Raw genomic sequence first — 17,115 nt, 5'->3', positions numbered from 1 at the left:
TAAATTAGCATTATCGATCTCTTTAATAGCTCGCAAAACGTTTAACACAACCAAAAACATTTATTTCCATTTAGAAATTATCATTTTAAATATAAAAATTGAATATCAACAATGAATAACCGTTAATATGTTATGCGAATTTACCTCATAAACAAACTCAATTAATAAAACCGATTTGGTGTGGTAAATACCACACCAAGATCGTAATCACTTAATGTGTTGGTTTAGCAGCACTTGAGTAAGCATGATTTTTAGTATTGAGTCCGTTTGTTTTTTCTTTACCAAGATATTGATAGTTAGATTCATCACGATGAACAATCGTTAGCGGTGATGTTTCAGAATTAACACTTGGCGCAGGTGCTTTTGTCATGGATGAGGAGGAGAATCCGACAATTTTGGGTAAAGTGATATTGTCTTGATTCGATACCTTATCCTCATGTACCTCTATATGAGTTACTGTTTCAAGCGTTGGTGCTATAAACATTTCTGTTTTAACGACAGCTTGTTGCACATTTGCTGTTTTAAATACAATTGGCGTTAATAACGTTGGAATAATCATATGATCCACACAGTTACTGGCATTTTGTGCAGGTTGGCTCTGATCTTGCTTAGTGCTTAATCTATCGTTTACAAAACTATAATCAATGTTAATTTTACCTAAAGCCAATTCAGGCGAATAAACTGCCATTGTTAACGGCATTGGCGAGTTGGTTCGGGCTGTATTTCTTGTTTTTTTCCGGCGTTGCCCATTTAATCTTAAATGACGCGAAGTCTTGCGTGTACGACGATTAAATGGATTGACATTATCTTCTGGATTAGTTTTAGGGTTAGGTAAGTTGCCTAACAAAACAGGTTGTAAAATAGTGGCAATCATTGGCACGGCGATTAAAGCTTCAGATGGGACGCTATTTTGGCTTGCGTCATCCTGTTCTTCCCGTGTCACTCGCACTTTTTTAACCAATTGTCGTTGTGGACGTCTTGGTTTAACTTCTGCTTTTGGCTGTGGTATAGCATCAATCGTAGTTGATGATACGGCTTGATTTGCGATCGGTTGTGTCGCTACTTTGCTATTAGCGCGTGTGCGATGATTGTTTTTGTTGGCTTCTTTTTCTTTAATATCACTAATATTAGTATTATTTCTATTCGATTGACGTCGAGGATTAGGGGTTCGTTTGTAATTACGGCTTTTAGCTGTCGGTTCGGTTTTATTTGAGGTATTTTTTGCTGTTTCAACGTTAGGTTTTGCAGCAAATAAACCACCTAATTTTTTCATAAGAGAACTAAAGAAACCCGTTTTGACTGGGTGAATTTGTTCTGGTTTAGCTTTGTTAATTTCTGGATTTAGTTCAACCTTAACACCTGACAAAATCGCCTCTTCGGAAACGATTTCGGTAATTTGTTCTTCCTCTTCTTCCTCAAGTTCACGAATGAGTTTTGGCAAATTATAACTTAATACGTCTGTTTCTTCGCCACTACGTTTACGAATAACCTTATAAAGAGGTGTTTCCATTTCACTATCAGCAGCAATAACGATTTTGATATTAGGATAATTTTTTTCAATGTTAGTAATAGCACGACGTTTTTCATTTAATAAATAACTGGCGATTGCTACAGGCACTATCACATCAATTTGCGTTGTATTTTCTTTCATCGCCTCTTCCTGAATTAAGCGCAGGATTGACAGCGATAACGAATTGTTGTCACGAATAGTTCCAGTGCCTTGGCAACGAGGGCAGATATGATGAGTTGCTTCTCTTAAAGACGGACTGAGTCGTTGTCGCGACATTTCGAGCAACCCAAAACGCGAAATACGTACCGTTTGAATTCTAGCACGATCGGATTTCATTGCTTTTTTTAACCGATTTTCAACCTCACGTTGATTACGGATGGGGGTCATATCAATAAAATCAATAACGATCAAACCACCTAGGTCACGTAGGCGTAATTGACGAGCGATTTCATCAGCAGCTTCAAGATTTGTATTAAATGCGGTCTCTTCGATATCACTACCTTTGATCGATTTAGCTGAGTTTATATCTATCGCAGTGAGGGCTTCAGTGGTGTCTATAACAATCGATCCACCAGATGGTAATCTAACTTCACGTTGAAAGGCTGACTCAATTTGTCCTTCAATCTGGAAATGGCTAAATAGTGAAATTTCACCGGTATAAAGTTTTAATTTATCTAAATATTCTACCCGACCTAAATCTACTAAACGTTTTTTGGCTGCTTCAAGTACTTTTTGGTTATCAATTAGAATTTCACCAATATCATCGCGTAAATAGTCTCTAAAAGCACGCGTAATCACGTCACTTTCTTTATGGATAAGACTTGGAGCAGGATGATTTTTAGCTTCCGTTTGAATAGCATTCCAGTAGGCAATTAACGCATCAAGATCTTGTTGTAACTCCTCTTGTGATTTACCTACGCCAGCTGTACGAGCAATAATACCCATACCTTCTGGTTTCTCTAGGGCATCAATATTGCGTATTAAATCAGCACGCTCTTCGCCTTCAATTCGTCTTGAAACACCACCCGCTTTAGAATCATTTGGCATTAAAACCAAATAACTACCAGCAAGGCTGATGTAAGTTGTTAGAGCGGCGCCTTTTTTACCTCGAATTTCTTTTTCAATTTGAATCAGAACTTCCTGACCTTCTTGAAGATGCTTTATACTGCGACGTTCTGTAATATCGTTAGGAAAATAACTTTTCGCTATTTCTTTTAAAGGTAAAAAACCATCACGTTCACCGCCATATGAAACAAATGCTGCTTCTAGGCTTGGATTGATTTTAGTAATGGTCCCTTTATAAATATTTGCTTTCTTTTGCTCATGACCCAAACTTTTGATATCAAGGTCATATAGACGTTGACCATCTACGAGAGCAATACGCAACTCTTCTTGCTGCGTTGCATTAATTAACATTCTTTTCATTATTCTACACTCTGTACTTTTCAAAAGTCACAGAACAAAGCAAACTAGAAAAGAGAACTTATTTTAATTGCATTTTTAAATACGTATTAAATACACATACCAAATATTCATTATTTTATTAATATTGTCGTTGTTATTATTTTATGTGAATATTATGCTCTAGTATCATAAATACGGGCATTTTTAGTAAACAACCCATACTTCAAAAACGTGATATTTGTATTTTAAATTGAATGTTCCATACCTTATCAAGCGAAGCCTGATTTACCCTTCAATTTAAATTTTATTGTGCCATTATTTAAAATGAGCTCTAATCAATTTGTTATTCTGTAAACTTTATGTGTTAATAAAATTTATTTAAATTCAACCAATTACTTATAATGTCTGATGCCATTGCTGCATTATAAGCAGATAATTCCGACTATATTATTATCATTTCAGACAAGGATAGCAAGTAAATTAAACTGTTTATGCTATGATCTAAATATATACTACATGAAAACGTTATTAAACCCTATCAAATTATTTTAAAATGTTTGGAATTACTCTATATTGAAAGCTATTATCTATTAATAAGCTATAAATTATTTATTAGAAATAATATATTGAACAATCTTAGCCAATTAATTATGATTTTCACGCCTATCTGAGTCTTTATAAACATAAAGAGACTGATAATGTGTTAACTTATACATTAAAATCGCTAAGTTTTAATGGTCGGATAGAATTGTTACCATCGATTTTTATTCGGTGTAATATAAATGGGGTTATGCTACCTGTTTTAAAAGGTGCTTTTGATGCAAAATTCTTTAGTTGATTCATTATTAGTTGATAATTATCAACGACGGTTTGAGTACATACGCTTATCCATAACAGAATTGTGTAATTTTCGCTGTCAATATTGTTTACCTAATGGTTATCAATCTCATCATTCTCAACAATTTTTAACCTACAATGAAATAAACCAGCTTATTAAAACCTTTGGCGAGTTAGGTGTTAAAAAAATTCGCTTAACCGGTGGTGAACCAACATTGCGTCGTGATTTAACCCAAATCATCGAATTAATTGCCAAATATCCAATGATTAAGGATGTTGCATTAACGACGAATGGTTATCGTCTTAATGAACGTATTGTAGAGTGGCATAATGCAGGGTTGACGTCACTCAATGTCAGTATTGATAGTTTTGTACCACAATTATTTCAACTCATTACTGGTGAAAATAAGTTACATTCCATTTTAGATGGTGTTGAAAAATCACTAGCAAATGGTATGACGAAGGTGAAAATCAATACGGTTTTAATGAAAGGATTAAATGATAACCTTAGTACGCATTTACAATGGATTAAACATCGCCCCGTTGAATTACGCTATATCGAATTAATGGAGACTAACAGTAGTGCCTCACATTTTTCGCGCTATTATGTTTCTGGGGCAAGTATAGAACAACAACTCATACAACAAGGTTGGCAGTTGCAACTAAAACAATTTTTAGCCGGACCGGCTAAAGTGTATTGTCATGACGATTATCAAGGTAAGATTGGTTTAATTATGCCTTATAGTAAAGACTTTTGCCAAAGTTGCAATCGCTTACGCATATCGGCTACTGGAAAATTACATTACTGCTTATTTGGTGCTGCGGCGATTGATTTACGTGATTTATTACAAGATCATGCCCAATCTGCTTTGTTAAAACAACGCATTCTCACCACCTTAAAAATAAAACCGCCAACACATTACCTTCATCAACATAATGCCGGGATGATACAAACGCTTTCCATTATTGGTGGTTAGTAATTACTCACTAATTTAAGCTTCACTTGATGCTAGATTTACTAATCAGCAAGAATGGCAGAAAAATAATTAATCACAAAAAACTAAATCGTTTTTGGGAATATCGCTAATTTGCCAATGTTTAATGGCCCATTGGAGTAACTGTTCTTGGCTACTATCTTGCCAGTTATCGGGGATGGTTTGTCCTAAAAAAAGTAAGGCTTTAATGGTTAATTGTTGAATATTATTTATAGTAATAGGCTGAGCATGATTTTGCTTAGATAATTTACTTAAATCGCTATTTAAAGCCAATGGAAGATGATAATACCGGGGTTTTTCAAAGTTGAATAATTGATATAACGACAATTGTTTTGTTGTAACGGGAAGTAAATCAGCTCCTCGAACAATTTCTGTTACACCCTGTTCATAATCGTCAATGACAACGGCTAAATTATAGGCAAAAAGACCGTCCTTACGATAAATAATAAAGTCTTCCATGGCTTGATGAATATTAACCGATTGTTTACCTCTAATTTGGTCAACAAAATGATAAATAGGTTGAGTTTGTTTAAGTCTTATAGCCATTGGCTGGTCATTTGCTGCAACTAGCTTTAAATTTCGACAATGATTATCATAGCAATGATGGGGTAGGTGTTGTATCCGATAGCGAGTACAATCACAATAATATGCCAACTGACAGTCAATTAATGATTCAATAATTGCATGATAACGTTCTCGTCTTTTTGATTGATATAACACTTCGCGATCCCAATTTAAACCAAATTGTTCAAGCGTGAATAGAATGTGGTTGGCTGCACCGGCAACCTCGCGTGGTGGGTCAATATCTTCAATACGCACTAACCATTCGCCGTTTTGGGATTTTGCTTGCAAATAACTACCTAAAGCAGTGATAAAAGAACCAAAATGCAATTGACCAGAAGGCGTGGGCGCAAAACGACCAACATTATACATTGACAAAACTATTCTTTTATATAGACAAGAAAAAACCGCCAATATGATATCGACGGTATAATATTACATACCCATTTGTTTTTCACGCAGTTCCGCCAGTGTTTTACAATCGATACAAAGATCAGCTGTCGGTCTTGCTTCTAAACGTTTAATGCCAATTTCAATACCGCAAGAATCACAAAAACCAAAATCATCATTATCAATTTTTAATAACGTTTTTTCGATTTTTTTAATTAATTTGCGCTCTCTGTCTCGCGCTCTTAGTTCTAAACTAAATTCTTCTTCTTGTGTAGCTCTATCGGCAGGATCTGGGAAATTTGCCGCCTCATCTTGCATATGAGTAACTGTTTTACCCATTTCGCCCCGAAGTTGTTTTATCCAAGTTTCAAGAATAAGACGAAAATGCTTCAATTGCTTAGGATTCATATACTCTTCATCTTTTGCCTCTTGATAAGGTTTAAGACCTGCCATAGCTAAAAGACTTAAGGAAGAAGTATTGATTTTGGTTTCCTTGGTCATCCCGATCTCCTACATAACAAATTAAAAAACGCTAAACTATATCAACAAATTTTGCTTTATCAAATCGTTTTTAATTATTTTTACTAAAAATAAAATATTTTGCCGTATTTGATTTAAAACAATGCAGCAATAAACGATGCAAAAATATTATTATTATTAAGATTTAATTTTGATAATCCGGTAAATATTAAATAAAATCATTTATTTCAATAAAAATCAAACAGTTAAGCTTTATGTGTGACGGCATATTAACAATTTCTTACCAATAAGTCATGTTATTTATTGGAATTTTTTTTATACGTTCTTTTAATGATGTTTGATCAGGAAATATCAGATCAGGTGCAATATCAAATAAAGGATACAAGACAAATTCTCGATTATACATGTCATAATGTGGAATAATGAGCGTATCAGTATTAATTGTCATGTTGTCATATAACAGAATATCCAAATCGAGCGTTCTAGGCCCCCATCGTTCAGCTTTTCTTTCACGACCGAGCTCTTTTTCAATGGTTTGTAATGCCTTAAGTAGGGTAAATGGGGATAATAATGTATCGATCTTGATTACCGCGTTAAGATAATCGGGCTGATCTTGTGGACCAAGTGGGTTACTGCGATAAAAAGGCGATACGTTAACAATTTGTGTTTGCGGGATTTGCTTAATAGCTAAAATCGCATTTTGTGCTTGTTTTTCTGGTTCGCCAAGATTGGCACCTAAAGCAATATAAACTATTGCCATATTGATATCCTTTTGGTTGATAAAAAATATAAGCTTAAAACATAATAACCAACTCACCAAATTTTATCATCTGGCACAAGTCTCGATCATATTTCCCTTCATCGTCAGTATCAGCACATAGAGATCGATTAACTGTCAGTTGTCTTTTGACTATAATTAAATTTATCTTGAGTATAGACTTAAAAAGGTAATTTAAATAATTTGGAGGATGAATGATGAAAACAGTTTTAGTAACAGGGGCATCGTCTGGCTTTGGTAAAGCGATTTGTCAAAAATTGATAGCCGATGGTTATAAAGTAATTGGTAGTGCTAGACGCATAGAAAAATTAAATGAAATGGCAGTGCAACTTGGTGACAACTTCTTACCTTTACTATTAGATGTGACCAAAAAAGATGCTGTTGAAAATTTATTAATTGGCATTCCAACAGATTTTAAACCAATCGATATATTAATTAATAATGCCGGACTTGCTTTGGGTATGGAACCAGCTTATGAAGCTCATTATGATGATTGGGAAATGATGGTGCAGACCAATATTATTGGCTTAATGCATATAACGCGTACCATTTTACCAACAATGGTCGAACGTAATTGTGGTTATATTATTAATCTTGGGTCGACGGCGGGAAGTTATGCCTATAAAGGAGGCAATGTTTATGGGGCAACAAAAGCATTTGTTAAGCAATTCAGTGCGAATTTACGTACTGATCTATTAGGTAAAAAAATTAGAGTCACCAATATTGAGCCAGGATTATGTGGCGATACTGAATTTTCAAATATTCGTTTTCATGGTGACAATAAAAAGGCAGCGAATGTCTATCAAGGGGTCGAGTACATTAAACCTGAAGATATCGCCAATACGGTTTCTTGGTTAGTAAATACACCAGAACATTTTAATGTAAATTCAATAGAAATTATGCCAACTGCTCAAGCTTCGGGGGGACTTGCAGTCGTTAAGGATATGAATTAGTAACTAATATTACGCAAAGTTATGTAAAACATCTTAAGAGTATTAGCAAAGGAATGCTTAAATTATTAATCGTTGAAATACATATAATCTAACGAAGCTTGTTTACCATCATTTATCTCCAAATAGAGAAAAAATAATTTTGTCACTCTATCATATTATTAGTATTTTATTATCGAGATAGCCTTTTTAATAATAAATATTAATAATATAAAAAAAATGACAACATAGTAATAAAATCCACTTGCACTTATGTTCAGTGATTGATATTCTCTTGCCTTGGAAAAATGAATTGAGGTCTGATAATAATGACATTTTCTGAAGTAGTAGCAACATTCGCCAAAAGTCTTCCGGGAACTGACACCTATGTGAAGTTGCGTACAGCAATGCGAAAATTAATTCAAGAAGATCCTCATAACGCTTCAGTTTATTTTTTGATTTTTGGTTTTGCGCGCACTTACGTTATGTTATACGAAGATCAAGAAGTTTCACCACAGTTTGCTGAAGACAACCAGAAATTAATGTTGTCTTATCTGACTATACTTGATGAAGCACTTAAAAAAGGTGATGCGGCGAATTTATACCAAGCACTAAATCGTGTGGTTAACGAATACGAAAATAGCAAAAAAGTTTTTTAAAATGTGCAGCCTGACTTAAAATGTCGGGCTGTTTTTTTTGGGTATATAAAGATAATTGAATTTGGTTTAGGTAAAATGAAAACAGTAACAATGATTAACATTATTATTGGCACCTCTGGCACTATTAGGAACAGAGCGGGTTAATTTTTCCTAAAGAATATCAGAAGAACCCGCAAAATAAGCGGGTTTTTTTATACCTAAGCTGAATGATTACGCTTAGACATTTATTATAAGTAGTGATTGTTAGATCAGTGATATTGTTGTAACAGGGCAATTATAATGAATTATTGAGCGACATCGTCGCCAAAAAGGGTAAGTTTGAAAATATTCAATTTTAATGGAAAATAATAAAGGTGCGATATGAAAGTATTAAAATTTGGTGGAACTTCCGTCGCTAATGCACAGCGTTTTCTTCGGGTTGCTGAAATCATTGAAAATAATTCCAAACAGGAACAAACCGCTACCGTGTTATCGGCACCTGCAAAAATAACTAATCATTTAGTTGCAATGGTGGATAAGACAGTTGCTGGTCTTGACATTAACAGCAATGTTTATGATGCTGAAAAGATTTTTGCTGATCTATTAACTGGGTTATTTGAAGCACACCCCAATTTTGCTTATGAAGAATTGCAGTCATTTGCGCTTAATGAGCTAAAACACATTAAGCAATTGCTTCATGGTATTCGTTTATTAGGTCAATGTCCTGACAGTATTAATGCATCAATTATTTGTCGAGGTGAAAAGCTATCTATTGCGATCATGAAAGCATTACTTAATGCTAAAGGTTATCATGTTACCGTCATAAATCCGGTTGAGTCTTTACTAGCTAATGGGGGTTATTTAGAATCAACGGTTGATATCAATGAATCAACTCGTCGTATCAAAGCGTTAAATATTCCTAAAGAGGATATTATTTTAATGCCAGGTTTTACTGCAGGTAATGAAAGAGGAGAGTTAGTTGTATTAGGACGTAATGGTTCTGATTACTCGGCAGCTGTATTAGCGGCATGTTTGCGAGCGGATAGTTGTGAAATATGGACTGATGTAGATGGCGTGTATACCTGTGATCCACGTTTAGTACCAGATGCCAGACTGCTTAAAACGATGTCTTATCAAGAAGCAATGGAGCTGTCCTATTTTGGGGCGAAAGTCTTGCATCCAAGAACCATTTTACCAATTGCTCAATTCCAAATTCCCTGTTTAATTAAAAATACCAATAATCCTGATGCGCCAGGTACTTTAATTGGCGCAAATATTGTTGATTCCTCGACACCCGTTAAAGGCATTACAAACCTTAATAATATGGCAATGATTAATGTTTCTGGACCAGGTCTAAAAGGCATGGTTGGTATGTCGGCTCGTGTCTTTTCCGCAATGTCATATGCTGGCATTTCTGTGGTATTAATCACCCAATCATCATCAGAATATAGTATTAGTTTCTGTGTTCCTCATGCAGAATTATATCGTGCTGAAGAAGCACTAAGTGATGAATTCTATTTGGAACTCAAAGACGGATTATTAGAACCCATTGAAGTTATCGAGAGACTTGCAATTATTTCAGTGGTCGGTGATGGAATGCGCACCTTACGAGGATTATCAGCGAATTTCTTTGCGGCACTAGCACGGGCAAATATCAATATCGTAGCCATAGCTCAAGGGTCTTCTGAACGGTCGATTTCGGTTGTTGTGGATAATGATGTTGCGGTAATGGGAGTTCGGGTTGCTCATCAAATGCTATTTGGTACTGATCAAATTCTTGATGTATTTGTTATCGGTGTTGGTGGTGTAGGCGGAGCATTACTCGATCAAATTGCACGGCAACAAGTGTGGCTTAAAAATAAACAAATCGACTTAAAAGTTTGTGGTCTAATTAATTCCAAACATTGTGTTTTAAATCGTGATGGTATTTTGTTGAATGATTGGCGCACACAAATTAAACAAAGTCAGGATAACTATACGCTAGATGATATAATCGCATTTGCAAAAGACAATCGTTTACTTAATCCAATTCTAGTCGATTGTACTTCAAGTAGTGATGTCGCCAATAAATATGCCGATTTCCTGGCAAATGGTTTCCATGTCGTTACGCCGAACAAGAAAGCCAATACCAGTTCAATGGCTTACTATTTGCGTTTGCGTCAAGAAGCGGCAAAAAGTAAACGTAAATTCCAATATGATACAAATGTTGGAGCAGGCTTACCTGTCATTGAAAATTTACAGAATTTACTTAACGCTGGAGATGAATTAATCCAGTTCTCGGGTATCTTATCAGGTTCATTATCCTTTATCTTTGGTAAACTTGATGAAGGCATGACATTATCTGAAGCAACTAAGTTAGCTAAAGAAAAAGGTTTTACTGAACCCGATCCTCGCGATGATTTATCCGGAACTGATGTCGCGCGTAAATTATTGATCTTAGCACGTGAATCAGGTCTAAAGTTGGAATTAGATGATATCCATGTAGAATCGGTATTACCTGAATCCTATTCACAGGGTGATGTAACGGCATTTATGAACAAATTACCGCAACTTGATGAGCAATTCAAAACCCGTGCTGATGATGCTGCCAAAGCAGGTAAAGTATTACGTTATGTGGGTAGCATTGAGAATGGGCAATGCAGTGTTAAAATTGCCGCTGTCGATAGTGATGATCCGCTCTATAAAATTAAAAATGGTGAAAATGCCTTGGCATTTTATACCCGTTATTACCAACCAATTCCGTTAGTTTTACGCGGATATGGTGCGGGTAATGATGTTACAGCGGCAGGGGTTTTTGCTGATATTTTGCGAACAACGTCAAGTAAAATTGGTGGTTAAATGAATAAAATAATAAAGGTGTATGCGCCTGCATCTATGGCGAATATTAGTGTCGGCTTTGATATCTTAGGTGCGGCTATCAACCCTATTGATGGTAACATGCTAGGGGATTGCATTACCGTTGAAACAGCTACGCAATTTCAGTTAAAGAACAAAGGCCGTTTTGTTAAAAAATTGCCTAAGGATCCGAAACTAAACATAGTGTACCAATGTTGGCAACTTTTCTGTCAATCAATAGGGAAAGAATTACCAGTTGCGATGACATTAGAAAAAAATATGCCTATTGGTTCTGGTTTGGGATCGAGTGCTTGTTCGGTAGTGGGCGCACTGGTAGCACTAAATGAATATTTTGAAAAACCATTTAATGAACAACAAATGTTAACGATGATGGGGGAATTGGAAGGGCGTATTTCTGGTAGCGTACATTATGATAATGTTGCGCCCTGCTATTTAGGGGGGATGCAACTGATATTAGATGAGATGGGTATTATCAGTCAGTCAATTCCTCATTTTGATAATTGGTATTGGGTAATGGCATATCCGGGGATTAAAGTTTCAACGGCCGAAGCGCGAGCGATCTTACCAGCACAATATCAAAAACAAGATTGTATTGCTCATGGACGTTATGTTGGTGGTTTTGTTCATGCGTGTTATAGCCAGCAACCAAAACTGGCAGCAGCAATGCTAAAGGATAATATTGCTGAACCGTATCGTAAAAAGTTATTACCTCATTTTGATGAAACCCAAAAAGCAGTAAAAAAATTAGGTGCATTAGCGTCGGGTATTTCGGGTTCTGGCCCAACGATTTATGTGGTCAGCGATGATTTAGCCTCCGCGCAACAGATTGAATTATGGTTACAAACCCATTACTTACAAAATGAAGACGGCTTCACACATATTTGTAAAATTGATCAACAAGGTGCCAGAACAATTTAGTTCTGTCGTGCGATAGCAAAATATCACGCAGCGAATGAATAACCCACATTTGCTGAATAACTAGATAAAATTGGAACAGTAATATGAAACTTTACAATTTAAAAGATCATTCGGAACAGGTAAGTTTTTCCCAAGCAGTGCAACAAGGATTAGGAAAAGATCAAGGTCTGTTCTTCCCACAAGATTTACCAAAATTTAGCGCCACTGAAATTGAATCTTTATTAAAACTTGATTTTGTGACACGTAGCGCCAAAATTTTATCAGCTTATATTGGTGACGAGATTAGCTATGATGATGTATTGCGTATGGTAAACAATGCATTTCAATTTCCCGCCCCGGTCAAAGCTATTGAATCTGACATTGGCACTTTAGAACTCTTTCATGGACCAACCTTGGCATTTAAAGACTTTGGTGGGCGTTTTATGGCGCAAGCATTAGTGCAAGTGGCAGATGATAAAAAAGTAACAATCTTAACAGCAACCTCTGGCGATACCGGGGCAGCAGTTGCTCACGCTTTTTATCATTTACCGAATATTCGTGTGGTTATTTTATATCCTGAAGGTAAGATTAGTCCGTTACAGGAAAAACTCTTTTGCACCTTAGGGGATAACATTCATACGATTGCGATTAAGAGTGACTTTGACGCTTGTCAGGCGCTAGTAAAAAAATCCTTCGATGATACAGAACTAAAAAATAAAATTGGTCTAAATTCAGCTAATTCAATTAATATTAGCCGATTATTAGCCCAAATTTGCTATTATTTCGAGGCATTTGCACAATTAACGCCAAAACAACGTGAACAACTGGTCATTTCTGTACCAAGTGGTAACTTTGGCGATTTGACAGCAGGTTTATTGGCAAAAACTATGGGGTTACCGATTAAACGCTTTATTGCCGCAACTAATGCCAATGATACGGTACCGCGCTATTTGGATACAGGGAAATGGGAGCCACACAAAACGGTGGCAACGATTTCTAATGCAATGGATGTCAGCCAACCAAATAACTGGCCACGAATTGAAGAGATTTATCAACGTGAAGGTTGGGTATTAAAATCTTTAGGCCATGGTAGTGCTTCAGATGAAGTAGCGAGTGCAACTGTGCGGGAACTTGATCGAAAAGGTTATCTTTCTGAACCTCATGGAGCAATTGCTTATCGCGTATTACGTGATCAATTACAAGCTGGTGAGTATGGTCTATTTTTAGGTACCGCTCATCCAGCTAAATTTAAAGAGGTAGTTGAAAATATTCTTGGTAAAACGATACCCCTACCAAAAGAATTAGCAGATCGTGCCGATATGCCATTGTTATCGCATAAGATGGCAGATGATTTTGCTAAATTGAAGGATTTTTTAGTTAATTTAGCGTGGTAAATTAAGATAAAAAAGGGGAATACTAATTCCCCTAATCATAATTTCTTACCGGTTTTGAACCTTAATTCACTAATATGAACTAATCACACTTCTTTTTAGGTACCGCTCATCCAGCTAAATTTAAAGAGGTAGTTGAAAATATTCTTGGTAAAACGATACCACTACCAAAAGAATTAGCAGATCGTGCCGATATGCCATTGTTATCGCATAAGATGACAGATGATTTTGCTAAATTGAAGGATTTTTTAGTTAATTTAGCGTGGTAAATTAAGATAAAAAAGGGGAATACTAATTCCCCTAATCATAATTTCCTACCGGTTTTGAACCTTAATTCACTAGAATGAACTAATCACACTTCTTTTTAGGTACCGCTCATCCAGCTAAATTTAAAGAGGTAGTTGAAAATATTCTTGGTAAAGCGATACCACTACCAAAAGAATTAGCAGATCGTGCCGATATGCCACTGTTATCGCATAAGATGACAGATGATTTTGCTAAATTGAAGGATTTTTTAGTTAATTTAGCGTGGTAAATTAAGATAAAAGGGGAATATTAATTCCCCTAATAATTATTTCTCGCCGGTTTTGAAACTTAATTCACCAGGATGAGCTTATCACATTTCTTTTTTAATCATTAAACTAATATATCAGATAAAACCAATTCGCTATTAAAAGACAGCATTCTGACTATTGTCTAAAAGTATTATCTAAGCTATTGTAATAACATTTAACATAAATAACGGAGATCAATATATGCATTGTCCATTTTGTAATGCTGATGATACTAAGGTGATTGACTCACGTTTGGTAAGTGAAGGATACGAGGTTCGCCGTAGACGACAATGTACTGATTGTAATGAACGTTTTACCACATTTGAAGTGGCTGAATTGATTATGCCTAATGTTATAAAAAGTAATAATGTTCGTGAACCGTTCAATGACGAAAAATTACGTAGTGGTATGCAAAGAGCATTAGAAAAACGCCCTGTCAGTTTTGATGCGATAGAAGATGCAATAACACGAATTAAATCAAAATTACGGGCAACCGGTGAACGTGAGGTGGCAACTAAGTTAATAGGCGATTATGTGATTGAAGAATTAAAAAATTTAGATAAAGTGGCCTATATCCGTTTTGCTTCAGTTTATTTTAGTTTTGATGACATTGAACAATTTAGTAAAGAGATTGCTAAATTACAACAGAAATAACCATGAATAATCTGACTGTTTTCAACGATCATGATCTTCAATTTATGATGCAAGCCATTGCATTGGCTGAGCGTGGTCGTTTTACGACTACCCCAAATCCTAATGTGGGCTGTGTGATCGTTAAAGATAATCGAATTATTGGCACCGGTTATCATCGGCAAGCCGGTCAACCCCATGCTGAAGTTTATGCGTTACAGCAGGCTGGCGCTTTAGCAAAAAATGCCACAGCTTATGTGACGCTGGAACCCTGTAGCCATTTTGGTCGAACACCACCTTGTGCCAATGCGTTGATCGATGCAGGGATTAGCCGAGTTGTCGTCGCAATGCAAGACCCTAATCCTCAGGTTTCAGGCCAAGGTATTGCACGATTACGTGCGGCAGGTATACGGGTTGATATAGGCTTATGTGCTGAGGCCGCCGAGCAATTAAATCGTGCATTTTTTAAACGTATGCGAACAGGATTACCTTACGTTCAATTAAAACTTGCCGCATCTTTAGATGGTAAAATTGCCATGGCTTCGGGGGAAAGTAAATGGATAACATCCTCTCAAGCCAGACAGGATGTGCAGCGTTTTCGTGCTCAAGCCAGTGCCATTCTTAGCACGCATGTTACCGTGAAAAAAGATAATGCCAGTCTTACAGTACGTTATGATGAGTTACCTTCAGAAATACAGACCATCTACCCCGAATCAACGTTACGTCAACCGATACGAATTATTATTGATCGGCAAAATCAACTGACAGGCGATGAAAATCTTTTTCACCAATCAGGTGAAATATGGATCGTGAGTCAAACACAACGCCAGATTATGCCAATAAATTGTCAGCAACTATTAATCCCTGATCAACCCAACCAGATTAATCTTCAATTGTTATTAAAAGCATGTGCGAAACGCCAAATGAATTCGTTATGGGTGGAAGCGGGTGCGCATTTAGCGGGTGCGCTAATTGAACAAGATTTAGTTGATGAATTAATTGTTTATTATGCGCCAAAACTTTTAGGGCACAATGCACAAGATCTGGCAGTTTTACCACATTTAACGTTACTTGCCGATGCGCCTCAATTTGCTTATCATTCTGTTACAATGGTTGGTAATGACTTGCGGTGTATTTTACATAGACAACCCTAAACATCTTCGAAAAATTGGTAGCTATCACCTAACGCGCTACCTTGTGCTCCAAATTGGCGCAGATTGTGATCAACAGCATTCATTGATTGCCAATGGTTAGCACACCAATCTGGTGCGAGCAAAGTTGGTTTTCGGGCATTGGCCGAAATGCGATGGAATAAGATCTGTTTTGGGGTATGGCGAATTAAATCGCCGGCAATATCTACATATTCGTCCAATGTTAAGACAGACTGTCGACCGGCACGCCAAGCTTTAGCCATAATACTGCCTTCGACGATATGTAACGGATGTAACTTCAAACCATCCACACCGGTATCGAGTACTTGATTAAGTGTATTAAAACAATCTAGTTTGGTCTCTTTCGGTAAACCAATGATCAAGTGTGTACAAACTTTAATCCCCAAGTTCCGCGCTTTCTGGGTTGTTATATGATAATCAGCAAAGGTATGACCACGATTAATTTCGCATAGCGTTTTGTCATTGGAGGTTTGTAAACCCAATTCTAACCAAACTTCATACCCTTGATCTTGATAACTAGCAAGCAGATCCAATGCTGCATCTGGTACGCAGTCTGGTCGAGTACCGACACAAAGTCCAACGATATCCGCATTTTCCAGCGCTTCTTGGTACATTTTTCTCAATGTTGTCACTTCGGCATAAGTACTGGTATAAGCCTGAAAATAAGCTAAATAACGTTTTGATTTTTTCATTTGCGATGCTTGTAAGGCTAATTGTTCGGAAATAGATTTAATCTGTATGGATTCATCAATAATTGAGGCAACATTACAAAATGTACATCCTCCTTTAGCCAATTCACCATCGCGATTAGGGCAGCTAAAACCGCCATGTAGGGTCAGTTTATAAATTTTCTCACCATAACGACGAGCCAGATCTGCTCCGAAAGTATTTACCACAAGATGTAATTGCATATCAAAAAATTATGAGTTTTAACAGGATTATAAATTGCACTCATGGTAACCGAATTCTGTTATTTCGGGAAGGTCAACTTGCTTATTACACCAAATGGTTAAATTTTGGGTATTATTGAAGGAATAATGCTAGTCATAACGCGGTTTTCTCCGCAAAATTCATTAGTTCTATTAATACCCAA

The 17,115-nt window shown here is 36.3% G+C and carries 13 protein-coding genes and 2 pseudogenes; 10 read left to right on the top strand and 5 right to left on the bottom strand.

Annotated elements, in window-relative coordinates; genetic code table 11:
• Window positions 1-211: 211 nt before the first annotated feature.
• Window positions 212-2,935, bottom strand: coding sequence for a ribonuclease E (gene rne / locus FcAc13_RS09610; protein WP_187756008.1), 2,724 nt, complete (start codon window positions 2,933-2,935; stop codon window positions 212-214).
• Between the two features lie 797 nt (window positions 2,936-3,732).
• On the opposite strand from rne, the gene moaA reads away from it, so the two are divergent.
• Window positions 3,733-4,728, top strand: a complete 996-nt coding sequence (moaA, locus tag FcAc13_RS09605) for a GTP 3',8-cyclase MoaA (protein ID WP_187756007.1) — start codon at window positions 3,733-3,735, stop codon at window positions 4,726-4,728.
• 69 nt (window positions 4,729-4,797) lie between these two features.
• On the opposite strand, the gene gluQRS is transcribed toward moaA, so the two are convergent.
• The 3 genes from gluQRS to folK form a co-directional block, all read right to left on the bottom strand.
• On the bottom strand, window positions 4,798-5,679 hold the full coding sequence (gluQRS, locus tag FcAc13_RS09600; protein ID WP_187756160.1) for a tRNA glutamyl-Q(34) synthetase GluQRS: 882 nt from the start codon (window positions 5,677-5,679) through the stop codon (window positions 4,798-4,800).
• A 63-nt stretch (window positions 5,680-5,742) separates the two neighbouring features.
• The gene (dksA, locus tag FcAc13_RS09595) at window positions 5,743-6,198 is read right to left on the bottom strand and encodes an RNA polymerase-binding protein DksA (protein WP_187756006.1); all 456 of its coding nucleotides are present in this window, start codon (window positions 6,196-6,198) and stop codon (window positions 5,743-5,745) included.
• Window positions 6,199-6,457: 259 nt separating this feature from the next.
• The gene (gene folK / locus FcAc13_RS09590; RefSeq protein ID WP_187756005.1) at window positions 6,458-6,937 is read right to left on the bottom strand and encodes a 2-amino-4-hydroxy-6-hydroxymethyldihydropteridine diphosphokinase; all 480 of its coding nucleotides are present in this window, start codon (window positions 6,935-6,937) and stop codon (window positions 6,458-6,460) included.
• Window positions 6,938-7,149: 212 nt separating this feature from the next.
• Here folK and FcAc13_RS09585 point away from each other — a divergent pair, with 212 nt between their 5' ends.
• The 9 genes and pseudogenes from FcAc13_RS09585 to ribD all read left to right on the top strand — a co-directional run bounded on the left by FcAc13_RS09585 (window position 7,150) and on the right by ribD (window position 16,004).
• Window positions 7,150-7,908 (top strand): SDR family NAD(P)-dependent oxidoreductase, encoded by a 759-nt coding sequence (locus FcAc13_RS09585; RefSeq protein WP_187756004.1) that lies wholly within the window; start codon window positions 7,150-7,152, stop codon window positions 7,906-7,908.
• A gap of 383 nt (window positions 7,909-8,291) precedes the next feature.
• Window positions 8,292-8,543: a hypothetical protein gene (locus tag FcAc13_RS09580; RefSeq protein WP_223064579.1), complete on the top strand. Its 252-nt coding sequence runs from the start codon at window positions 8,292-8,294 to the stop codon at window positions 8,541-8,543.
• Window positions 8,544-8,903: 360 nt separating this feature from the next.
• Complete coding sequence (thrA, locus tag FcAc13_RS09575; protein WP_187756002.1) at window positions 8,904-11,360, top strand: bifunctional aspartate kinase/homoserine dehydrogenase I; 2,457 nt, start codon at window positions 8,904-8,906, stop codon at window positions 11,358-11,360.
• Between the two features lie 9 nt (window positions 11,361-11,369).
• The gene (thrB, locus tag FcAc13_RS09570) at window positions 11,370-12,296 is read left to right on the top strand and encodes a homoserine kinase (protein ID WP_187756159.1); all 927 of its coding nucleotides are present in this window, start codon (window positions 11,370-11,372) and stop codon (window positions 12,294-12,296) included.
• A gap of 83 nt (window positions 12,297-12,379) precedes the next feature.
• Window positions 12,380-13,669 (top strand): threonine synthase, encoded by a 1,290-nt coding sequence (gene thrC, locus FcAc13_RS09565; protein WP_187756001.1) that lies wholly within the window; start codon window positions 12,380-12,382, stop codon window positions 13,667-13,669.
• A 92-nt stretch (window positions 13,670-13,761) separates the two neighbouring features.
• Window positions 13,762-13,935, top strand: a pseudogene (locus FcAc13_RS12440) (threonine synthase); the annotation flags it as partial.
• Between the two features lie 92 nt (window positions 13,936-14,027).
• Window positions 14,028-14,201: pseudogene (locus FcAc13_RS12435) on the top strand (threonine synthase); the annotation flags it as partial.
• A gap of 220 nt (window positions 14,202-14,421) precedes the next feature.
• Entirely contained in the window at window positions 14,422-14,874 is a 453-nt protein-coding gene (gene nrdR, locus FcAc13_RS09560; RefSeq protein WP_187756000.1) for a transcriptional regulator NrdR, read from the top strand.
• A 2-nt stretch (window positions 14,875-14,876) separates the two neighbouring features.
• On the top strand, window positions 14,877-16,004 hold the full coding sequence (gene ribD / locus FcAc13_RS09555) for a bifunctional diaminohydroxyphosphoribosylaminopyrimidine deaminase/5-amino-6-(5-phosphoribosylamino)uracil reductase RibD (RefSeq protein WP_187755999.1): 1,128 nt from the start codon (window positions 14,877-14,879) through the stop codon (window positions 16,002-16,004).
• Here ribD and mnmL read toward each other — a convergent pair.
• Window positions 16,001-16,933 carry a tRNA modification radical SAM protein MnmL/YtqA gene (gene mnmL / locus FcAc13_RS09550; protein ID WP_187755998.1) on the bottom strand — a complete coding sequence of 311 codons (933 nt, stop codon included), beginning with the start codon at window positions 16,931-16,933 and terminating at the stop codon, window positions 16,001-16,003. The genes ribD and mnmL overlap by 4 nt on opposite strands.
• Window positions 16,934-17,115: the final 182 nt, after the last annotated feature.

Origin of the sequence: Frischella japonica, assembly GCF_014489845.1 — a bacterium.
In the GTDB taxonomy this organism is placed as follows: Bacteria; Pseudomonadota; Gammaproteobacteria; order Enterobacterales; family Orbaceae; genus Frischella; species Frischella japonica.
This window is presented reverse-complemented; position numbering and strand designations above follow the sequence as displayed.